The following is a 21,438-nucleotide window of genomic DNA, read 5'->3' as shown; positions in this document are numbered from 1 at the left end:
ACGGAAGTCTCGACAGTCGTCCGCTTCGCCCGGCTTGGGGGTTTGATGAAAGCCGCAGTCGTGCTCGCCGCCGTCCTCGCGCTGCCGCTCACGGCGGTCACCGCCGAAGCCGCGCCGCCCGCCCCGGTCTTCACCGGCGGCCAGGCCCAGCCGGTGTTCGACCCGGCCGACGTCGTCCGCGAAGACGTCTGGGTCACCGCGCCGGTCGACAGCGACCACGACGGCGCCGACGACCTCGTGCACGCCCAGGTCGTCCGCCCGCGCGCGACGCAGCAGGGGCTGAAGGTCCCCGTCGTCTACCAGGCCAGCCCGTACTACGCCGGCGGCAACGACATCGCGAACCACGACGTCGACGTCGAGCTCTACGCGCCCGGGTACGCCCGCGGCCCGGAAGGCCCCCGCGTCGCCGCGCACGGCGTCGGGCCGGCCACCCCCATCACCTGGCGCTACCAGGACTACTTCACCGCCCGCGGGTTCGCCGTCGTGTACGGCGAGTCGCTCGGCAGCGGCCTCTCGACCGGCTGCCCGACCACCGGCGACGTCAACGAGACGATCGGCGCGCGCTCGGTCGTCGACTGGCTCAACGGCCGCGCGGCCGCGAAGGACGCCAACGGCGCCGCCGCGAAGGCCGATTGGAGCACCGGCAAGACCGGCATGATGGGCGTCTCCTACAACGGGACGCTGCCGAACGCCGTCGCGAGCACCGGCGTCGAGGGCCTCGAGACGATCGTGCCCATCGCCGCGATCTCCAGCTGGTACCAGTACTACCGCAACGACGGCGCCGTCGTCGCGGCCGGCGGGTTCCAGGGCGAGGACGCCGACGTGCTCGCCGAGTACGTCTACACCCGGGCCGACCGCCAGGTCTGCCGCCCGGTGATCGACGGCCTGGCGCGCGACCAGGACCGTGTGACCGGCGACTACACGCCGTTCTGGGACGTCCGCAACTACCGCAACGACGTCGCCAAGGTGCACGCGTCGGTGCTCGCGGTGCACGGCCTCAACGACTGGAACGTCAAGACCGACCAGGTCGCCGAGTGGTACGAAGCGCTGAAGGCCCGTGGCGTCGAGCACAAGATCTGGCTGCACCAGTCCGGCCACGCCGACCCGTACTCGCTGCGGCGGGACGTCTGGCTCACGACGCTGAACAAGTGGATGTCGCACTACCTCTACGGCGTCGGCAACGGCATCCAGAACGAGCCGAAGGCGACGATCCAGCGCGAAGACCTGTCGTGGACCGACGAGGCCGACTGGCCGGCGCCGGGCACCGCCGACGTCCGCGTCTACCCGTGGCCGGGTGGCAAGGCGAAGGGTGCCATCGACACCCGCAACCCGGTGCCGGGCACGGCGGCCGTCGAAACCCTCGCGGACGACTCGTCGAAGACTATCGAGCAGCTCGCCGGCCTCGCGTCTTCCGGCAACCGGCTGCTGTACGCGACTTCGGCGGCGAAGCAGTCCGTACGCCTCTCCGGCACCGCGCGCGCCGACCTGGCGCTGGCGTTCGACCGGCCCGCGGCGAACGTCTCGGCGATCCTGCTCGACCGCGCCCCCGACGGCACGTCCCACATCATCAGCCGCGGCTGGACCGACCCGCAGAACCGGACGTCGCCGGCCCGCACCGAGCCGATCACGCCCGGTCAGACGTACCGGATCGGCGTCGAGCTGATGCCGAAGGACTACATCCTCGCGGCCGGGCACCGGCTGGAGTTCCTGCTGGCCTCCAGCGACCACGACTACACGCTGCGGCCCAAGCCGGGCGCGGGGCTGGCGCTGGACCTGACGAGGACGTCGGTGACGCTGCCGGTGACGGGCGGCAAGCCGGCCCTGCGAGCCGCGTTCGGCTGATGCTGCCGGCACACCTGGACGCCGATGTCCGCACGTTGTGGGAGTACCACGACCTGCGGCACGAACCCCGGCGTTCCGACGTCGGGATCGGGCTGGGCAGCCGCGATCCCGGCGTCGCCGTCCACACCGCGGAGCTGTTCCACGCCGGGCGCTTCCCGCTGGTCGTCTTCACCGGGGCCAACGCGCCGACGACGGTGGAGCGCTTCCCGCGCGGCGAAGCGGTCCACTACCGCGAAATCGCGCTGGAGCTGGGAGTGCCCGACGAGGTGATCCTCGTCGAGCCGGCCGCCCGCAACACCGGCGACAACATCGCGTTCACCCGGCGGCTGCTGGCCGAGCGGGGGGTCCGGTCCGTGACGCTGGTGACGCGGCCGTACCAGCAGCGCCGGGCCTACGCGACGGCGAAGCGGCTCTGGCCCGGCGTCGACGTCGTGTGCGCGTCGAAGGCGGCCTCGTTCGAGGACCACGTCACCGGCGAAGAGGACGTCGAGCGCGTGGTCAGCATGCTCGTCGGCGAGACGCAGCGGATCACCGAGTACGCGGCGCGCGGCTTCGCGATCCCGCAGCCCGTCCCGGCCGGTGTCGAGCGGGCATTCGGCCGGCTGGCCGCGGCGGGGTTCACGCAGCGTCTGCTCCCGCGCCGCTGAAGATCACGCACTGTAACGATCTTCGCAGGTCAGGCGACTTATGGGGGCTCTGTCCGCTGCGAGAGGAACCGCCATGACCTCGACCGCCGAACCCACGTTGGCGAGCTTGCGTGCCCAGCTGACCGGATCGCTCCTCACCCTCGGCGACGCCGGCTACGACGTCGCCCGATCGGTCTGGAACGGCGAGATCGACCGCCGTCCTGCTGTCGTCGTGCAGCCCGCCGGGCCCGGGGACGTCGCCGCGGCGCTCGCGTACGCGCGTGCAGCGGCGCTCGATGTCTCGGTGCGCGGCGGCGGCCACAACTTCGGCGGCACCGCGGTCGTGGACGGCGGCGTCTGCATCGACCTCAGCTCGCTCCAGGCGATCAGCGTCGACCCGGAGAGCCGGACCGCGCGCGTCGGCGGCGGCGCGACGTGGGCGCAGGTCGACGCCGCCGCGCAGGAGCACGGGCTCGCGGTGCCGGGCGGCACGATCAGCCACACCGGCGTCGGCGGCCTGACCCTCGGCGGCGGCTTCGGCTGGCTCACCGGCAAGCACGGGCTGTCCTGCGACAACCTGCTTTCGGCCGAGGTCGTCACCGCCGACGGCGAGGTCCTGCGCGCGTCCGCCGACGAGCACCCCGACCTGTTCTGGGCCCTGCGCGGGGGCGGCGGCAACTTCGGCGTCGTCACCGAGTTCGAGTTCCGGCTGCACCCCGTCGGCCCGCTGGTGCACCTGGGAATGTTCTTCTGGGCGGCCGAAGACGGCGCGGCCGCGCTGCGCCACATCCGCGAGGTGCTCGAGACCCTGCCGGCGGAGCTGGGCACGCTGGTCGCCGGGCTCAACGCGCCGCCGGCGCCGTTCGTCCCCGAGGCGCACCACTTCCGTCCCGGCTACGCCCTGATCATCGCCGGCTTCGCGGGAGAAGAGCAGCACGCCGAGGCGATCCGGCCGGCGCGGTCGGGGCCGGCGCCGCTGTTCGAGTTCGTCTCGCCGATCCCGTACGTCGAGCTGCAGCGGATGATCGACGACTCCGCGCCGTGGGGCATCCTCGGCTACGAGAAGGCCGTCTACGCCGACGGGTTCACCGACGAGGTCATCGACGTCATCGCCGACTTCCTGCCGCGGAAGACCTCGCCGATGTCGATCATGCCGATCTTCCCGATGCGCGGCGCATACCACGCGGTCGGCGACGAGGCGACGGCGTTCGGCGGCGCGCGACGCCCCGGCCTCGTCATCGGCATCTCCGCGATCGCCCCCGAGCCGGAGTTGTTCGCGGCCGACCGGGCCTGGGTGCGGGAGTTCTGGGCGGCGTTGGCGCCGCTCGCGGACAACTCGGGCGGCTACGTCAACTTCATGGCGGAGTACGAAGCGGACCGCGTCCGGACGTCGTACGGGCCCGCGAAGTACGAGCGGCTCGCGCGGATCAAGGCGCAGTACGACCCGCGGAACGTGTTCCACCACAACGCGAACATCCCGCCCGCGGGGTGAGTCACTCCGCGATGCCCGCCCGGTAGGCGAAGGCGACCGCCTGCGCCCGGTCCCGCAGCCCGGCCTTGGTGAACAGGTGGTTCACGTGGGTCTTCACGGTCGCTTCGCTCACCACGAGCGTGCGCGCGATCTCCGTGTTCGACAGGCCCGCCGCGATCAGCCGCAGCACCTCGATCTCGCGGGCGGTCAGGCCTTCGACCTCCTTGACCCGCCGGGGCGTGCTGCGGGTGGCGGCTTCGACGAGCCGCCGCTGCAGTTCGCCGTCCACTGTGGACTGCCCGGCGGCCGCCGAGCGCAGGGCCCGCGCGATCGCTTCGGCGTCGGCGTCCTTGGTGAGGAAGCCCCGGGCGCCGGCGCGCAACGCGGCCAGCAGGGACTCGTCGTCGGCGTAGGTGGTCAGGACGACGACCTCGGTGCCGGGGTGCTCGGCGCGGATCCGTTCGGTGGTCTCGACGCCGTCGCAGTGCGGCATCCGCAGGTCGACCAGGACGACGTCGGGGTGGTGCTCGGCGACGAGGTCGAGCGCGGTCAGGCCGTCGGCGGCGGCACCGACCACCTCGACGCCGGGGAGCAGCCCGAGCAGCGTGACCAGGCCCTCCCGGACCACCGCCTGGTCGTCGGCCAGCACGACGCGCAAGCTCACGCCGGCACCGTCAGGTGAATCCGCCATCCGTCCTCCCCCGGCCCGCTGTCCAGGCGCCCGTCGAGCAGGGCGACCCGCTCGTCCATCCCGCGCAAACCGTAGCCTGCGGCCGGCGCGGCGGGCGGGCGCCTGCCCTGCCGGTCGGCCACGGTCAGGTCCACTTTTCCGTCGGCGTACCCCAGCGTGACGTCGACGTCGGCCTGCGCCGCGTGCTTGCGCGTGTTGGCCAGCGCTTCCTGCACCGCGCGGACCAGCGCGGTGCCGACCGCCGCGTCCAGTTCGCGGGGTTCGCCTTCGACCTTGAGGTCCGCGCGCGCCCCACTGTCCAGCCGGTAGGCGGCCAGCAGGTCGGCGATCGCGCGTTCGACGGGCACGGCGTCCTCGCGCAGCGCGGCCACGGCCTGGCGGGCCTCGGCGAGGCCGTCCGACGCCAGCTTCTGCGCCCGTTCGATCTGCGCGACGGCGTCCGGGCTCGCCCCGTCGCGCACCAGCATCAGCCGGGCGCCCTGGAGGTTCAGCGACAGCCCGGCCAGCGAGTGCGCGAGCACGTCGTGCAGCTCGCGGGCGATGCGGGCGCGTTCGGCGAGGGCGGCCGCGCGGGCGTGCTCTTCGTTGGCGGTCTGCGCGCGGGCCAGCGCCAGCTCGGTCTGCTCGACCCGGGCGTTGCGCGTCCGCCGGTTCAACCCCATCAGCACGATCACGGCGAGGACCGCATACGTCGACAGGGCGCTTTCCCACTGGTCATGGTGGGCCACCCAGGCCGCGGTGATCAGCGCGGCGTCCAGCACGACCGCCAGCACGACCGGCACCGGGGACTGCCGCAGCACCACGAAGAACGTCGTACTGAACATCGCCACCGACGCCCAGCTGCCCGGCAGGACCACCCACAGCGCGCCCGCGGTCGCGATCACGGCGAGCGACAGGACCGCCGACGTCCTCCGGGCGCCGAGGTCGGCGATCCACGGCATCGGGATCGACAGGACGAGGGTGATGCCGATCAGCACCCAGGCGAGCGCGTGCGCGCGGGGCATCGCGGTGACCATCGGCACCGCGATCAGCCCCCAGCGCAGCCAGCCCTGCGCCGTGGGGAACCGGGGTCGTGGGGGTGTCATTCCGGGTGTCCTCCGCGGGTGCTTGTACGGAAAATGTACCGACGGGGGCTTCCCTTCGTGGGGTCAAGCTGTCCCTTTTGTCAGGAGGTAAGCCCCATGTCCAGGTTGCGACGGCTCGCCGTGTTCGCCGCCGCCGCGGCGCTGCCCGCGCTCGGCCTCACCCTCGCCGGCCAGACGCCCGCGTCGGCCGCGCCCAACTTCCAGGTGCCGTTCAAGTGCGGGGTCACCGTGACCGCGGCGACGTTCAGCGGCCACAGCCCGGCGTACTCGGTCGACTTCCAGAAGGACGGCATCACCGGCATGCCCGTGCTCGCCTCGGCGTCCGGCACGGTGACCCGGGTCGCCGACGAAGGCAGCACGAGCTACGGCAAGTGGATCGAACTGGACCACGGCGGCGGCTGGCGCACCCGGTACGCGCACCTGTCGGCCCAGGAGGTCTCGGTCGGGCAGTCCGTGGCGCTCGGCAAGGAGATCGGCAAGGCGGGCGCGACCGGCGGCGTCACCGGCCCGCACCTGCACTTCGAAGAGCGGCTGGACGGCGTGGTGCAGAAGGCGAAGCTGAACGGCGTCGCCGTGCCGTACTACGGCCACACGAACTTCACGAGCAAGAACAACTGCGGCGGCAACCCGTACTCCGCCGAAGAGGTCTGCGGCGACGGCTTCTCGGTCGTCGACCAGCAGGCGCTGGCGAACTCTTCGGGCACGGCGTACCTGCTGTACAACTCCTCGACCCAGGCGAACTGCGTGACGACGCTAAAGGCGACGTCGCTCGGCACGGCCAGCCCGGTCTCGGCGTTCCTGGAGGTCGAAGGTTCCGCGCGGGTGACCGATTCCGGCAGCTTCACCTACTACGCCGGGCCGGTGAAGAAGACCGCCGCCGCCACCTGCGTGAAGTGGGGCGGCTCGGTGGGCAGCAACACCTACGAGAGCGGGTTCGAGCACTGCGGCTGAGGCCGGACCGGTCGGTGGGGCCGGGCACTTTAGCCCGCCCCACCGACAAAAACCCGCCACCCGGACGCCGCCCGCCCGGTTCCGTCCACATCGGCCCCGGCCATCCACAGATTCGCCGCCCCCGCCCCATCCGGCCCCGTCCTGCCCCACGCTGGAGGCATGACCACTTCCACCCCGACCGGCCGCCCGCCGGTGGAACTCCGAAAGCCCGCGCTGCTGCTGGCCGCGCTCCCGTACCTGATCGGGTTCCGGCCCGCGAACTCCGTCGTCCTGCTCGGCCACCGCACCGACCGCGTGGGCCTGGTCGTGCGCGGCGACCTCCCGCACCCGGAAGACCAAGCACAGCAAGCCCGCGCGCTGGCGGCGAGGTACGTCCTGTCGCCGCCGACGGCGGTGACGCTGGCGCTGATCGGCGGCGGCCGAAGACCCGGCAGCCCGCCACCGCACGCGGGCTTCGCTGCCGAACTGGTCGACGCGCTGGACGAGCTGAGCATCCCGGTGCTGCACGCGTTGTGGGCCGCGGACATCACCGAGGGAGCGCCCTGGGGCTGTTACACGGACCCGGACTGCAGCGGCGAGCTCCCGGACCCCCGGGCGACGGTGGCGGCCGCGTCGGCGGCAGAAGCCGGCTGGGTCGCGTTCGACAGCCGTGAAGAGCTGGAGGCGCTGCTGGCTCCCCGTGCCCCGGAAGCAGTGGCTCGCCGGAGTGCGTCGTTGTCCGGGATGTCGTCGTTGCCCTGGCCCGAGCCGACGTGCGTTTCCGAGGCGGCGTCGGTGATCCGGGCAGCGTTCGAGCGCCAACGCCGTGGCGCGGGCCCACCGACGGACGACCAAGCGGTCCTGCTGGCGAGCGCGTTGACGCTCCCGGAGATCCGCGACGCGTGCTTGGGCATGGCGGTCCCACCCCACAGCCGGCAGGCGCGCGAGGCCGAGCGGCTGTGGTTGACGCTGGTCCAGGAACTCCCGGCACCAGAGCGAGCCGAAGCGGCAACGCTGTTGGGCTACACGGCCTTCATGCGCGGCGACGGGGCTTTCGCAGGCATGGCCCTGGAGAACGCGCTGGACGCTGACCCGGACCACGTGTTGGCCGGGTTGTTGAGAACAGTGCTGCGGCGGGGCATGCCACCCGAGCAGTTGCTGGGCTTGGCCTTGGCGGCGGACGCGGCAGGGGTGTCCGGGTTCGGGTTGGAGCCCCCGGAGTTCGACGACGGTGGTGCCGAATTCCCGATGACTGTCGTTTGTGGACTTCCGGAACTGGTGGGAGGCGAGCCGGCCGCCGAGGTCGCGCCACCCTGTCCGCACACCGTCGAGCCGGGGTGAGCGGCCAGGCGCCCTGGGCGATCGACTCGCGGCGCTCGCGTTCACGGGCTGACCGTCGACGTTCGGCGACGGTCAGCCCGACCCCCGCGACCCGGTTCCGCCTCAGCTACGCCGGGCCTGGGTGAACTCCCAAGCGTCCCGCACGATCCCCGCCAGCTCGGTCCGCTCCGGCTTCCAGCCCAGGTCCTCGCGGGCCCGGTCGCTGGCCGCCACGAGCACCGACGGGTCGCCCGCCCGCCGCGGCGCCACCGCCGCCGGGATCGGGTGGCCCGTCACCTCACGGCAAGCCTCGATCACCTGCAGAACGGAGAACCCCGTGCCGTTGCCCAAGTTGTAGATCCGGTGCGAACCCGCCGTCGCGCTCTTCAGCGCCAGCAGGTGCGCGTCCGCGAGGTCCACCACGTGGATGTAGTCGCGGACCGCCGTGTGGTCCGGCGTCGGGTAGTCGTCGCCGAAGATCTGGATCTTTTCGCGGTCGCCCGTGGCGACCTGGAGAACGAGAGGGATGAGATGGGTTTCCGTGGTGTGGCGCTCCCCGAACGCGCCGTACGCACCCGCGACGTTGAAGTACCGCAGGCTCACCGCGGCCAGTCCGTGCGCGCCGGCGAAGCTGGTGATCGCGTGGTCGATCGCGAGCTTCGTCGCGCCGTAGGTGTTGGTCGGCCGGGCCGGCGCGGACTCCGGGATCGGCGACTGCTCCGGCTCGCCGTAGGTCGCCGCGGTCGAGGAGAACACCAGGCGAGGCGTGCCGTGCTCCCGCATGGCCTCGAGCAGCCGCAACGACGTGACGACGTTGCCTTCCCAGTACTTCGCCGGCTCCGTCATCGACTCGCCGACCAGCGACTTGGCCGCGAAGTGCAGCACGCCGTCGAAGCCTTCGCGAAGCAGGCTGCCCGCCACCTCGGCGGCGTCGCCCTCGACGAACCGCGCGTCCGGGTGGACGGCGTCGGCGTGCCCGGTGGACAGGTCGTCGACGACCGTGACCTGGTGCCCGGCCTCGATCAGCCGGGCCGCGCAGACACTGCCGACGTACCCGGCTCCGCCCGTCACGACCAGCTTCAGGGCGTTGCTCTGCTCCGACACATCCAGGCCTTCCTGCCGAGGGTGATGACTGTGACGGCCAGTCTTCCCCCTCGGCGGCGTGCGCGTCCGCGCGGGGCCTCAGACCTCGTCGCGACCGGCGCCCCGCGACGGCACCGCGGTGAACATCCGCGGCCGCCGGTAGCCGGCCTTTTCGTACGCCGCTTCGACGGCCGCCTTGACCCCGTCGAGGTCCGCGTCGCGGACCAGCGCGATTGCGGAGCCGCCGAAGCCGCCGCCGGTCATCCGCGAACCGAGCGCGCCGGCCTCCCGCGCCGAGTCGACCGCGAGGTCCAGCTCGGCCGTGGAGATCCGGTAGTCATCGCGCATGCTGACGTGCGAAGCGTCCAGGTACGGGCCGATGTCGGCCAGCCGGCCGGCGCGCAGCAGCTCCACCGTGTCGAGCACCCGCTGGTTCTCGGTGACGACGTGCCGGACGAGCGGCACGAGGTCCTCGGGCAGCCGGTCGAGAGCCGCCGAGAGCCCCTCGAGGGTGATGTCGCGCAGCGCCTTCACCTCGAGCAGCTCGGCGGCGCGCTCGGTGCCGCGGCGGCGCTCGCCGTACCCGCCTTCGGCGTGCGAGTGCTTCGTGCGGGTGTCCATGATCAGCACCTGCAGCCCGGCGTCGGCCAGGCCGAAGGGCACCTGCTCCTGCTCGCCGGAGCGCACGTCGAGGAACAGGACGTGGGACTCGGTGCAGCAGAGCGACGCCGTCTGGTCGAGCAGGCCGGTGGGCGCGCCGACGAAGTCGTTCTCCGAGCGCTGGACCCACCGCGCCACCTGCGGCCGCGTCGGGACGCGGTCGCCGGGCACGTTGAGCTCCAGCCCGGCCAGGCCCAGCAACGCCAGCGAGACCGCGCACTCGAGCGCGTGGGAGGAGGACAGGCCCGCCCCCGACGGCACGTCCCCGGCGATCACCAGGTCGGCGCCGGCGCTGAAGCCCTGGTCGCGCAGCACCCAGGCGACCCCCGCCGGGTACGCGGCCCACCCGTCGACGGTGCCCGGCGCCAGGTCGGCGATCTTGAGCTCGCCGGAGCGCTGGAGCTGGCCGTCGTCGCCCAGGGTGGCCACGGACAGCACGCCGTCCTCGCGGGGTGACGCCGCCGCGGCCAGGCGGTGCGGCAGCGCGAACGGCAGCACGAAGCCGTCGTTGTAGTCGGTGTGCTCGCCGATCAGGTTGACACGCCCGGGCGCGGACCACACGCCGGCGGGCGCGACTCCGTGGACCGTGCGGAACGCCGCCACGGCCTCCGAAGCGGGGCTCACCTGGCCTGCGCCAGGACTGCGTGCAGCGCTGAGCTGGCGACCTGGGCGGTGGTCTCGCCGCCGGTGACCTCGACGGTGCCGCCGTTGGCCCTGCCGATGGTGACCGTGCCGCCCGGCACGATGCCGACGGACTTGAGCTCGGTCATCAGCGACTCGTCCAGCTGGACGTGCTCGGCGATGCGCCGGATCTCGACGCGGCCGCCGCCGGTGCGGGCGAACTCGTCGAGCCGGACGAGGTCGGCCTCCGCGGGCGGGGCCGGGTCGCCGTCGCCCAGCTTGTCCAGACCGGGGATCGGGTTGCCGTACGGGGAGGTGGTCGGGTGGTCGAGCAGCTTGACCAGCTTGCGTTCGACGGCCTCGCTCATCACGTGCTCCCACCGGCACGCCTCGTTGTGCACGTGCTCCCACTCGAGCCCGATGACGTCGACGAGGAGGCGCTCGGCCAGGCGGTGCTTGCGCATGACGGCGATGGCCAGCTCGCGGCCGTGGTCGGTCAGCTGGAGGTGCCGGTCGTCGGCGACCACGACGAGGCCGTCGCGCTCCATCCGGGCGACGGTCTGGCTCACGGTCGGGCCGCTCTGCTGCAGGCGCTCGGCGATGCGGGCGCGCAGCGGAACGACACCTTCTTCTTCGAGCTCGTAGATCGTACGCAAGTACATCTCGGTGGTGTCGATGAGATCGTTCACGCTGTCCCCTTCGTCCGCGTTGCTCATCGTAGTCGTTGACCCCGACAGCGGCGGCGGGCGTTCGGGATACTGCGCCGATGGTTACCGATCAGACCGGCAGCCACGGCGGAAACCGGTACCGCGAGCAGATCCGCTGCCGTCCGTCTCCGCGTGCTTTCGGCCGGATCGGTAACAACTCGCAGGTGGCGGATATGTCCGCACCCCGGCGCGGCCGGGCGCGCGGCCGCTGGAAGATGGGAGGTATGCGTCCGCTGATCAGCACCACCGACCTCGCCGCCGCGCTGGCCGGCCCGGCCGGGGACCGGCCCGTCGTCCTCGACGTCCGCTGGCGGCTCGCCGGCCCGCCCGGCGCCGATTCCTACCGCGAAGGCCACGTGCCCGGCGCGGTCTTCACCGACCTCGACCGCGTGCTCGCGGCCGAGCCGGGCGAGGGCGGCCGGCACCCGCTGCCCGACCCGGCGGATCTGCAGCGCGACCTGCGCGCGGCGGGCGTCCGCACGGGCGCGCCGGTGGTGGTCTACGACGACGCCGACGGCTCGGTGGCGGCGCGGGCGTGGTGGCTGCTGCGCTGGGCCGGCCACGACGAGGTGGCGGTGCTCGACGGCGGTTACGCTGCGTGGACCGCCGACGGCCACCCGGTGAGCACGGAGCCGGCGATGCCCGAGCCGGGCGACATCACGGTCCAGCCGGGCGGCATGCCGGTGCTCGACGCGGACGAGGCAGCGGCCCTGGCCCGCGACGGCCTGCTCCTGGACGCCCGCGCGAAGCCGCGCTACACGGGCGAGACGGAGCCGATCGACCCGCGGGCCGGCCACATCCCGGGCGCGGTGAACGCCCCGTTCGCAGCCCACACGACCGAAGACGGCCACTGGCACGCGCCCGAGCAGCTGGCGGCCCGGTTCGCGGACCTGGGCTTGCGCCCGGGCGAGCCGGTCGGCGCGTACTGCGGCTCGGGAGTGACGGCGAGTTCGGTGGTGCTGGCCCTGGAGCTGGCCGGCCACCCGGGTGCGGGGCTGTACGCGGGCTCGTGGTCGCACTGGTCCCGCAACCCGCAGCGCCCGGCCGCGACGGGCGACCTGCCCGGCTGAGCAGCAGCGGGCGGCGGGATAACTCGCCCGGCAGAGCCACTGCGGAGCTGCAGGGTGCGCAGCCGAGGCTCGGGAGACAAGCCTGCCGAACTGTGGGGAAGCGGCGGGCAGCCGGACCTGCGCCAAGGGTGGCGAGCACCGGACTGAGCCTTCGCTGCGGTGGGGCTCGCCGCGCCGCTGCGGGCGGCGGGCCTGCACGCCGGCGGGCGGAGTGCGTTGGCGCCCGCAGCGAGCTGGCTGGCCATCGCGAGCGGCGGGGCCGCCTCAGCGGGGCAGCTGGCTGAGCCTTCGCGGCGGTGGGCGTTCGCCCCGCCACCGCGGGCGGCGAGGCGGCACTCCGCGAAGGGAGTGAGTCGGCGAGCTGCCTGGCCGCACCATCGCGGACCGGCGGATGGCAGCCCAGCGAGCAGCCGCCGCGCCGGCGAGCCCCGTCGCCGAGGGCGCCGCGCCGGCGGGCGGGCGGGGTCGCGGGGCAGCTGGCCGAGTCTTCGCGGCGGTGTGCTTCGCCGCGCCGGCGGGCGGGCGGCGCCGCCAACCCGCCCGCCCGAGCCATCGCGAGCCTGCGCAGGGGTGGCCGCCCCCGCGCGCCGAGCCGCCGCGCCCGGTGGGCTACCCCGCGCCCGTCACTTCCGGGCCACGCGTTCCCCCGATCGGCACTAGAGTCGACCGCATGTCGCCGGCCGTCGTTTGGGACTCCGCCCTTCTCGGTTATGACCTGGGTGGGGATCACCCCTTCAACCCCGTTCGGCTGGAGCTCACCGTCCGGCTGGCCACCGAGCTCGGCGTGCTCGACGACGTCCCCCTCCTCATCCCCACCGGGGCCGGCGACGAGGAGCTCCTCCGGGTCCACGCCCCCGAATACATCGCCGCCGTGCGGGAGGCGCCGCTCGTCGGGTGGGATGTCGGGCATGGGCTCGGGACCTCCGACAACCCCGTCTTCACCGACATGCACGACGCCTCCGCCCTCGTCGTCGGTTCCACCCTGCTCGCCGCCCGCAAGATCGCCGAAGGCGAGGCCACCCGGGCCGTCAACATCGCCGGGGGACTGCACCACGCCATGCGCGACCAGGCGTCCGGGTTCTGCGTCTACAACGACTGTGCCGTCGCCATAAGCTGGCTGCTCGACCACGGCTTCGAGCGCATCGCCTACATCGACACCGACGTCCACCACGGCGACGGCGTCCAGGCCGCCTTCTACGACGACCCCCGCGTCCTCACCGTCTCGATGCACCAGCACCCCTTCACGCTCTGGCCCGGCACCGGCTACTCCGGCGAGACCGGCCGCGGCAAAGCGGACGGCACCTCCGTCAACGTCCCGCTGCCCCCGCGCACCAAAGATCCCGGCTGGCTGCGGGCCTTCAACGCCGTCGTCCCGTCACTGCTCGCCGACTTCGAGCCGCAGCTGCTGTTCACCCAGTGCGGTGTCGACTCGCACGAGGAAGACCCCCTGGCCGACCTCTCCCTCTCCGTCGACGGCCACCGCACCATCTACGCCACCCTCCGCGACCTCGCCGAGACCTACGCCGGCGGCAAGTGGATCGCCGTCGGCGGGGGCGGGTACCAGCTGATCCGGGTCGTCCCGCGGTCGTGGACGCACCTGATCGCCACCGTCCTCGACCGGGACGTCGCCCCCGCGACGCCGCTGCCGCCGGGCTGGGTCTCCACCGTCTCCAAAGCCGCCCCGAACGCCGAACTGCCGCAAGCGATGACCGACGACCGTGAGACCGCTTTCAAGCCGTGGGGCGACGGCGAAGACGACCCGGTGGACGTCGCCGTCCGGGACACGCGCCGCGCCGTCTTCCCCCTGCACGGCCTCGACCCGGACGACCCCAGGGACTGACCATGACCGGCCGGGATCCCTTCGACTACCCCCGCGACTGGGAAGCCGACGTCGTGCTGTCCGACGGCGGCACCGTCCACCTGCGCCCGATCGTCCCCACCGACGCCGACGGCCTGGTCGCCTTCCACGCCAAGCTGTCCGAGCGCACCCGCTACTTCCGCTACTTCGGCGCGTACCCGCGGATCCCCGAGAAGGACCTCAAACGGTTCTCCACCGTCGACCACCACGACCGCGTCGCGTTCGGCGCCTTCCTCGGCGACGACATCGTCGCGGTCGGCCGGTACGAACGGCTCGACCACGGCCCGTCGGCGGAGGTCGCCTTCGTCGTCAGCGACGCCCACCAGGGCCGCGGGCTCGGCTCGATCCTCCTCGAACACCTCGCTGCGGCCGCGTCCGAATGCGGGTTGCGCCGGTTCGTCGCCGAGGTGCTCGCCGAGAACGCCGCCATGGTCCGCGTCTTCCGCGACGCCGGTTACCAGGTCAGCCGCGAGATCGAGGAAGGCGTGCTGCACCTGGAGTTCGACATCGACCCGACCGAGGAGTCCCTCGCGGTCGCGCGCTCCCGGGAGCAGGCCGCCGAAGCGCGCAGCGTGCACAACCTGCTGCACCCGACGTCGGTCGCGGTGATCGGCGCGTCCGCCGAGCCGGGCAAGGTCGGGCACGTCGCCTTCGCGAACCTGCTCGCCGCCGCGTTCACCGGCACCGTCTACCCGGTCAACCCGGAGCACCGCTCGGTCCGCGGCGTCCGCGCGTACCCGTCGGTGCTGGACATCCCGGACCCGGTCGACCTGGCCGTCGTGGCGGTGCCGGCCGAGTCCGTCGAGTCCGTTTTGGACGCTTGTCTCGCGAAGGGCGTCAAGACGCTGCTGATCCTTTCCAGCGGCTTCGCCGAAGCCGGACCGCACGGCCTGCACGCGGAGCTGCGGCTGGTCGGCGAGGCGCGGGCGCACGGCATGCGCGTCGTCGGCCCGAACGCCCTCGGCGTGCTCAACACCGCGCCGGGGATCCGGCTCAACGCCACCCTCGCCCCGCGCCTGCCCGTGCGCGGGCGCACCGGGTTCTTCTGCCAGTCCGGCGCACTCGGCACCGCGATCCTCGCCGACGCGGAGTCGCGCGGCCTCGGCCTGTCGACGTTCGTCTCGGCGGGCAACCGCGCCGACGTCTCGGGCAACGACCTGCTCCAGTACTGGGAAACCGACCCGGACACCGACCTCGTCCTGCTGTACCTCGAATCCTTCGGCAACCCGCGCAAGTTCGCGCGGCTGGCGAGGAGGCTGGCCCGCACGAAACCGATCGTCGCGGTGAAGTCGGGGCGGCACGCGGTCCGCCCGCAGCTCGCGGCGACGTCCACGGAGATCGACGAGGCCAGCGTCCAGGCTCTGTTCGAGCAGGCCGGCGTCGTGCGCGTGGAGTCGCTGGCGCAGCTGTTCGACACCGCGCTCGTGTTCGCCCACCAGCCGCTGCCCGCCGGGCCGCGGGTCGCGATCGTCGGCAACTCAAGCGCGATCGGGCTGCTGGCCGCCGACACCGCGCGGATGCAGGGCCTGCGGCTGGCCTTCGACCCGGTCGACGTCGGTCCGCAGGCCGGCCCGGAGGACTTCGCCAAGGCGGTCGGCGAGGCGCTCACCTCGCCGGACACCGACGCGCTCGTCGTCGTGTTCGCCCCGCCGGTGGCGATCCCCGGCACGGCGTACGCGCGCGCCCTGCGCGAAACCGTGGTCGAACTCGGGCAGCGCAAGCCGATCGTCTCGACGTTCCTCGCCGCCGAAGGCGTCCCCGACGAACTGGCCGTCTCGACCGGCGACGGCGTGCCGACGCGCGGCTCGATCCCGTCGTACCCGAGCCCGGAACGCGCCGTGAACGCGCTCGCCAGGGTCGTCCGGTACGCGGCGTGGCGGCAGCGCCCGCAGGGCACGCTCGTGCGGCCGGCCGGGACGCACACCGAGCAGGCGCAGGGACTCGTGCGCGAGCTCCTCGAAAACGAGAGCGGCAAGACGACGCTGCTGTCCGACACCGACGTCGTGCGGCTGCTGGGGTGCTACGGCATCGACGTCGTCCCGTTCCGCGTGGCGTCCACAGTGGACGAAGCCGTCGCCGCGGCGGCCGAGCTGGGCTACCCGGTGACGCTCAAGGCCGTCGACGAGCGGCTGCGCGGCCGCCCCGACCTGGCGGGCGTGCGGCTCGACCTGGCGTCCGAGGACTCCGTGCGCACCGCTTACGAAACCCTGCGCGAGATCTCCGATGACGACGACGTGTACGTCCAGCGGATGGCCCCGAAGGGCCTGTCGTGCGTGATCGGGCTGCAGGACGACCCGTCGTTCGGCACGCTCGTGTCGTTCGGGCTGTCCGGGCTGGTCAGCACGCTGCTGGGCGACCGCGCGTACCGGGCGGTGCCGCTCACCGACGTCGACGCGGCCACGCTGCTGCGCGAGCCGCGGACGGCGCCGCTGCTCACCGGCTACCGCGGCGACGAGCCCGCCGACCTCGCCGCCCTGCAGGACATGGTGCTGCGCGTCGCCGCGCTGGCCGAGGACAACCCGGAGGTGCGGTCGCTGGTGCTGGACCCGATCCTGGCGTCGCCGGACGGCGCCTTCGTCGCCAACGCCCGTCTCGTGCTGGGGCCGCCGCCGTCGCGGCCCGACACCGGCCCGCGGCGCCTGCGCGCCATCAACCCCCTGGACTGACCATGGTGACCTTGACCGAGGTGCTGGCCAAGCACATCGAGGACGTACCGGGTGCGGTGGCGCTCGTCGCGCACGGCGGCCGGCTGGAGGTGGCGGCCGTGGGCTCGGCCGACGCCGAGGGCACCGTGCCGATGGCGCGCGACTCGCTGTTCCGGATCGCGTCGCTGACCAAGCCGATCGTCGCGGCGGCGGTCCTGCTGCTCGTCGACGACGGCGAACTCGCGCTGGACGACCCGATCGCGCGGTGGCTGCCGGAGCTGGCGTCGCCGGTGGTCGTGCGGACGCCGGCCGGGCCGGTCGACGACGTCGTGCCCGCCGTCCGCCCGATCACGGTGGCCGACCTGCTGACGTTCCGCTGCGGGTACGGCCTCGCGGCGGACATGACGCTGCCCGCCGTCGACCTGCTGCTGCAGGTGCTCGGCCACCCGGCGGCTGCCCCGCGGGCGCTCGCGCCGGACGAGTGGCTGGCCGCGCTGGCGCAGGTGCCGCTGCTGCACCAGCCGGGGGAGGCGTGGCTGTACGACACCGGATCGGACATCCAGGGCGCGCTGATCGCGCGGGTGGCGGACCGGCCGCTGCCGGAGTTCCTGGCGGAGCGGTTGTTCGAGCCGCTGGGCATGGCCGACACGGGGTTCGCGGTGCCGACCGCCGCGCTGGGCCGGTTCACCAGTGCGTACCGGCCCGGCGAGAGCGGGCTGCGGCTGATCGACTCGCCGGAGGGCCGGTGGAGCAGCGCGCCGGCGTTCCCGTCCGGCGCGGCGGGCCTCGTCTCGACGGCCGACGACCTGCTCAAGTTCGCCCGGTTCCTGCTGGACGAGGGCACGGTCGACGGCCACCGGCTCCTGACGGCGCAGTCGGTGCACGGGATGACGACCGACCACCTGACCCCGGCCCAGCGCGAAGCCGGCCGGGTGTTCCTGCACGGCCAGGGCTGGGGCTACGGCGGATCGGTCGACGTCCAGGCGACGCGGCCGTGGGAGGTCCCGGGCCGCTACGGCTGGGTCGGCGGCGCGGGCACGGCCTGGCACCTGCACCCGGCGACGGGCACGGTGACGGTGTTGCTGACGCAGGTGGAGATGACGAGCCCGGAGCCGACGCCGCTGATGCAGGAGTTCTGGCAGTACGCCGCCGAGCAGTGACGGCGCCGGCCGCGGCAGACTGCTCGCGCGCGGCTCAGTCGCCGACCCCGGCCAGCTCCAACGCCTCCACCGCGCACCGCAGCGCTGCCTTGTTGGCCGCCGGGTCGTCGTGCGTCGGCGACACCGCCAACGTCGTCACCCCCGCTTCGGCGAGGGCGCGCATGCCGTCGGCGATGCGCTCCTTCGGGCCGAGCAGCGACGTCGCGTCGAGGAACTCCACCGGGATCGCCGCCATCGCGCCCGCGTAGTCCATCGTCAGGTACCGCTCGCGGACCTCGTCGGCCGCGGCTTCGTAGCCCATGCGGGCCACCAGGTCGCGGTAGAAGTTGCGCTCCCGGCTGCCCGCTCCGCCGACGAACCCCGCCACGTACGGCCGGGCGTGGTCGGCCGCCTTCCGCCAGTCGGGGTCGACCGCCAGCGGGACCGTCGTCACCACGTCGAACCCGGCCAGGGTCTCGCCGATCTTCGCGCGGCCCGCGCGGATCCGGGTGAGCGCCTCGCCGCCGTGCTCCGCCGAGAAGAACAGGCCGAGCCAGCCGTCCGCGATCTCCCCGGTGAGTTCGAGGTTTTTCGGGCCGAGCGAGGCGAGGTAGAGCGGGATGTGCTCGCGCACCGGCGGTACCGCGAGCGGCAAAGCCTTGCCCGGCCCGCCCGGCAGCGGCAGCCGGAAATGCGCGCCGTCGTGGCGGACCCGTTCGTACCGCAGGGCTTTGCGCACGATTTCGACGTATTCCCGCGTGCGTTCGAGCGGTTTCCCGAACGGGACGCCGTACCAGCCCTCGGCGACCTGCGGGCCGGAAACGCCGAGCCCGAGCCGGAACCGGCCGCCGGACAGGTTGTCCAGGGTCGCCGCCGTCATCGCGGTCATGGTGGGGCGGCGCGCCGGGATCTGCAGGATCGCGCTGCCCAGCTCGATCCGCTCGGTCCGCGCCGCCAGCCACGCCAGCACGGTCGCGGCGTCCGAACCGTAGGCCTCGGCCACCCACGCCACGGAGAACCCGAGGCGGTCGGCTTCCGCCACCAGCTCCAGGTTCGCCCAGTCGTTTCCGGCACCCCAATACCCGATGTTCAGTCCGATTTTCACTCACCCGAAGTTACCGTTGGTAACCAACGAACTACGGGTTTACTGGGGTGGGACAGGGGTGCCGAGCAGGGTGCCGAGCGCCAGCAGCTGCGGGGTCGCCGGGCCCAGCTCGAATTCGAGGCGCTTCGCCGCCGTGAAGTAGCGGTGCACCTCGTGGTCCACGTCGATGCCGACGCCGCCGTGGATGTGCACCGTCGTGTGGGCCACGCGGTGTCCCGCCTCCGCGGCCCAGAACTTGGCCGTCGCCACCGCCTCCGCGGCGGGCAGGTCCGACGCCAGCTGCCACGCGGCCTGCAGCGAGGTCAGCCGGACCGCTTCGACGTCGACGTACGCGTCCGCGAGGCGTTGGCGGACCGCCTGGAAACCGCCGATGACGTGGTCGAACTGCTTGCGCTCGGCCGCGTACGCCGCCGTCAGCTCCAGGGACCGCTCGACGACGCCGAGCTGCTGCGCGCACACGCCGGCCGTCCCGCGCAGCCGCAGCCACTCGCCGATGTCGCCCAGCGAAGTCCCCGGCACGCCGGAGAGTTCCAGCAGGCACGCGTCCGCGTGGTCGGTCGTCGCCTGCGGCCGGACCGTCACCCCGGGCGCGGCGGCGTCGACCAGGAAGACCTCGTCGTCGGTGGCGACCAGGAACCCGTGGGCGAACGCGCCGAACGCCACCGCGGACCGAGAGCCCGAAAGCACGCCTTCCGAAGCCGTGAACCCGGACAGCGCCACCGCTAGAACACGTTCTCCTCGCAGGACCGGCAGCACCCAGCGGTCCACCAGCTCCGGCGTGCCGAACTCGGCCAGCGCCGACGCCGCCATCGTGATCGACGGCAGGTACGGGACCGCCGCCACCGCGCGGCCGATCTCGGTGAGCACCGCGCACTGCTCCAGCAGGCCGAACCCGCCGCCGCCCAGCGACGACGGCAGGGCCGCGTCCAGCACGCCCGCCTGCCCCAGCGCCGTCCACAAAGGAGCGTCGAAGCCGCCGGTGCCGTGCGGGTCGTGGCTGGCCTTGCCGGCGACGATCCGCCGGGTCAGCCCGGCGAGGTCGGCCGACGCCTCGGAAGGGGTGAAGTCCATGAGACGCTCCTAGCGCGTGACGGGCAGGCCGAGGGCGGTCGCGGCGATCATGTCCCGCTGGATCTCGTTGGTGCCGCCGCCGAAGGTGAGGATCAGCGCCGAGCGGTGCAGCCGCTCGATCCGCCCGGCCAGCAGCGCGCCCGGCGAGCCGTCGCGGACGACGGCGGCCGCGCCCAGCACCTCCATCAGCAGCCGGTAGGCCTCGATCGCGAACTCCGTGCCGTACACCTTCGTCGCCGACGCCTCCGCCGGCCCGAGCTCGCTCGCCGCGGCCGCCCAGGCGATCCGCCAGTTCCGCAGCTTCAGGTACTCCGCGCCGGCGTGCACCCGCGCGAGGTGCACCCGCACCCATTCCTGGTCGATGGCGCCGGTTTCCTTCGCCCACGCCAGGACGTCGGCGAGTGCCTTGCGCACCGGCGCCGCCGAGGTCAGCGCGACGCGTTCGTGGTTGAGCTGGTTGGTGATCAGCGGCCAGCCCGCGTTCTCCTCGGCGACCCGCGCCGACACCGGCACGCGCACCTGGTCGTAGTAGGTCGCGCTCGTGCCCGCGCCCGCGACCGTGTGCACCTTCGTCCACGAAAAACCTTCGGCGGACGTCGGCACGATCAGCATCGACAACCCGCGGTGCTTCTTCGCGTCCGGATCGGTCCGGACGGCGAGCCAGACGTAGTCGGCGTACTCGATCAGGCTCGTCCACATCTTCTGCCCGGTGACGACGTATTCGTCGCCGTCACGCACCGCGCGCGTCCGCAGCGACGCGAGGTCGGTGCCGGCCTCCGGCTCGGAGTAGCCGATCGAGAAGTGCAGCTCGCCCGCGGCGATCTTCGGCAGGTAGAACGCCTTCTGCTCGTCGGTGCCGTAGCGCATGATGGTCGGCCCGACGGTGTTGACCGTGAGGAACGGGACCGGCACCCCGGCGATCGCCGCTTCGTCGGTGAAGATGAGCTGGTCGAGCATCGACCGGTCCTGCCCGCCGTACTCCTTCGGCCAGCCCAGCGCGAGCCAGCCGTCCTTGCCCAGCTGCCGGACGATCTCCTTGTACGCCAAGCCGTCGCCGTACTCGCCGCCCCCCGCGCGCAGGCTCTCCCGCCGCTCCGGCGTCATCAGCTCGGCGAAGTACTCCCGAAGCTCCGCGGCCAGCGCGCGCTGCTCCGGCGTGTAGTCGATCCGCACCCGTCACCTCGATCCGGCGTTATAGTAGAACCTGTTCTAGTTGTACCAGGACTCACGCGGCGGAGGAAGCATGGAGATCGGCGTCGATCGTTCGCTCTGCGAGGCGAACGCGGTGTGTGTCGGGTTCGCGCCGGACGTCTTCGACCTGGACGACGCCGAGGAGCTCGTCATCCAGCCGGGCCCTGTGTCGGCCGATCAGATAGAACAAGTTACAGATGCGGTCAAAGGCTGCCCAAAGAACGCCCTGTTCATCACGGGTTAGCACCGTTCACTGAAACCCTTGCGGAGAGCAAGAACAGATTCTAGTGTAGGCGCGGTCACAGGACTCGATGAGGAGGCCT

The 21,438-nt window shown here is 72.9% G+C and carries 18 protein-coding genes; 10 read left to right on the top strand and 8 right to left on the bottom strand.

Annotation, left to right across the window (positions count from 1 at the left end):
- Positions 1-45 precede the first annotated feature (45 nt).
- The 3 genes from ACERZO_RS31120 (at position 46) to ACERZO_RS31110 (ending at position 3,960) form a co-directional block, all read left to right on the top strand.
- Positions 46-1,842: a Xaa-Pro dipeptidyl-peptidase gene (locus tag ACERZO_RS31120; protein ID WP_372668558.1), complete on the top strand. Its 1,797-nt coding sequence runs from the start codon at positions 46-48 to the stop codon at positions 1,840-1,842.
- A complete protein-coding gene (locus ACERZO_RS31115; RefSeq protein WP_372668556.1) occupies positions 1,842-2,489 on the top strand; it encodes a YdcF family protein in 648 nt (215 codons plus the stop codon). The genes ACERZO_RS31120 and ACERZO_RS31115 overlap by 1 nt, the downstream gene beginning before the upstream one ends.
- 73 nt (positions 2,490-2,562) lie before the next feature.
- On the top strand, positions 2,563-3,960 hold the full coding sequence (locus ACERZO_RS31110; protein WP_372668554.1) for an FAD-binding oxidoreductase: 1,398 nt from the start codon (positions 2,563-2,565) through the stop codon (positions 3,958-3,960).
- 1 nt (position 3,961) lies between these two features.
- Here ACERZO_RS31110 and ACERZO_RS31105 read toward each other — a convergent pair whose 3' ends face one another.
- Both ACERZO_RS31105 and ACERZO_RS31100 read right to left on the bottom strand, forming a co-directional pair.
- Entirely contained in the window at positions 3,962-4,603 is a 642-nt protein-coding gene (locus ACERZO_RS31105; RefSeq protein ID WP_372668552.1) for a response regulator, read from the bottom strand.
- Entirely contained in the window at positions 4,600-5,715 is a 1,116-nt protein-coding gene (locus ACERZO_RS31100) for a sensor histidine kinase (RefSeq protein WP_372668550.1), read from the bottom strand. Before ACERZO_RS31100 ends, ACERZO_RS31105 begins: the two co-directional genes overlap by 4 nt.
- A gap of 96 nt (positions 5,716-5,811) precedes the next feature.
- On the opposite strand from ACERZO_RS31100, the gene ACERZO_RS31095 reads away from it, so the two are divergent.
- The gene (locus ACERZO_RS31095) at positions 5,812-6,666 is read left to right on the top strand and encodes a M23 family metallopeptidase (protein ID WP_372668549.1); all 855 of its coding nucleotides are present in this window, start codon (positions 5,812-5,814) and stop codon (positions 6,664-6,666) included.
- Between the two features lie 159 nt (positions 6,667-6,825).
- Entirely contained in the window at positions 6,826-7,986 is a 1,161-nt protein-coding gene (locus tag ACERZO_RS31090; protein ID WP_372668546.1) for a DUF4192 domain-containing protein, read from the top strand.
- Positions 7,987-8,088: 102 nt separating this feature from the next.
- Here ACERZO_RS31090 and galE read toward each other — a convergent pair whose 3' ends face one another.
- The 3 genes from galE to ACERZO_RS31075 form a co-directional block, all read right to left on the bottom strand.
- Positions 8,089-9,069 (bottom strand): UDP-glucose 4-epimerase GalE, encoded by a 981-nt coding sequence (galE, locus tag ACERZO_RS31085; RefSeq protein ID WP_372668544.1) that lies wholly within the window; start codon positions 9,067-9,069, stop codon positions 8,089-8,091.
- 78 nt (positions 9,070-9,147) lie between these two features.
- Positions 9,148-10,332 carry a galactokinase gene (gene galK, locus ACERZO_RS31080; RefSeq protein WP_372668542.1) on the bottom strand — a complete coding sequence of 395 codons (1,185 nt, stop codon included), beginning with the start codon at positions 10,330-10,332 and terminating at the stop codon, positions 9,148-9,150.
- Positions 10,329-11,045, bottom strand: a complete 717-nt coding sequence (locus tag ACERZO_RS31075; RefSeq protein ID WP_329049808.1) for a metal-dependent transcriptional regulator — start codon at positions 11,043-11,045, stop codon at positions 10,329-10,331. Before ACERZO_RS31075 ends, galK begins: the two co-directional genes overlap by 4 nt.
- Positions 11,046-11,260: 215 nt before the next feature.
- On the opposite strand from ACERZO_RS31075, the gene ACERZO_RS31070 reads away from it, so the two are divergent.
- The 4 genes from ACERZO_RS31070 to ACERZO_RS31055 all read left to right on the top strand — a co-directional run bounded on the left by ACERZO_RS31070 (position 11,261) and on the right by ACERZO_RS31055 (position 17,769).
- Positions 11,261-12,106 carry a sulfurtransferase gene (locus ACERZO_RS31070; protein ID WP_372668540.1) on the top strand — a complete coding sequence of 282 codons (846 nt, stop codon included), beginning with the start codon at positions 11,261-11,263 and terminating at the stop codon, positions 12,104-12,106.
- Between the two features lie 670 nt (positions 12,107-12,776).
- Positions 12,777-13,946: an acetoin utilization protein AcuC gene (locus ACERZO_RS31065; protein WP_372668538.1), complete on the top strand. Its 1,170-nt coding sequence runs from the start codon at positions 12,777-12,779 to the stop codon at positions 13,944-13,946.
- Positions 13,947-13,948: 2 nt separating this feature from the next.
- Positions 13,949-16,630: a bifunctional acetate--CoA ligase family protein/GNAT family N-acetyltransferase gene (locus ACERZO_RS31060; protein WP_372668535.1), complete on the top strand. Its 2,682-nt coding sequence runs from the start codon at positions 13,949-13,951 to the stop codon at positions 16,628-16,630.
- A 2-nt stretch (positions 16,631-16,632) separates the two neighbouring features.
- Positions 16,633-17,769 carry a serine hydrolase domain-containing protein gene (locus tag ACERZO_RS31055; protein ID WP_372668533.1) on the top strand — a complete coding sequence of 379 codons (1,137 nt, stop codon included), beginning with the start codon at positions 16,633-16,635 and terminating at the stop codon, positions 17,767-17,769.
- A 34-nt stretch (positions 17,770-17,803) separates the two neighbouring features.
- Here ACERZO_RS31055 and ACERZO_RS31050 read toward each other — a convergent pair whose 3' ends face one another.
- From ACERZO_RS31050 to ACERZO_RS31040, 3 genes are read right to left on the bottom strand one after another with little or no spacing between them, the layout of a single operon-like run.
- Positions 17,804-18,853 (bottom strand): LLM class F420-dependent oxidoreductase, encoded by a 1,050-nt coding sequence (locus ACERZO_RS31050; protein WP_372668531.1) that lies wholly within the window; start codon positions 18,851-18,853, stop codon positions 17,804-17,806.
- Between the two features lie 39 nt (positions 18,854-18,892).
- Positions 18,893-19,924, bottom strand: a complete 1,032-nt coding sequence (locus ACERZO_RS31045; protein ID WP_372668529.1) for an acyl-CoA dehydrogenase family protein — start codon at positions 19,922-19,924, stop codon at positions 18,893-18,895.
- Positions 19,925-19,933: 9 nt separating this feature from the next.
- Positions 19,934-21,097 (bottom strand): acyl-CoA dehydrogenase family protein, encoded by a 1,164-nt coding sequence (locus ACERZO_RS31040; protein ID WP_372668527.1) that lies wholly within the window; start codon positions 21,095-21,097, stop codon positions 19,934-19,936.
- Positions 21,098-21,167: 70 nt separating this feature from the next.
- On the opposite strand from ACERZO_RS31040, the gene ACERZO_RS31035 reads away from it, so the two are divergent.
- A complete protein-coding gene (locus ACERZO_RS31035; RefSeq protein WP_372668525.1) occupies positions 21,168-21,359 on the top strand; it encodes a ferredoxin in 192 nt (63 codons plus the stop codon).
- Positions 21,360-21,438 lie beyond the last annotated feature (79 nt).

The organism is Amycolatopsis kentuckyensis (assembly GCF_041679295.1).
GTDB classification, from domain to species: domain Bacteria; phylum Actinomycetota; class Actinomycetes; order Mycobacteriales; family Pseudonocardiaceae; genus Amycolatopsis; species Amycolatopsis kentuckyensis_A.
This window is presented reverse-complemented; position numbering and strand designations above follow the sequence as displayed.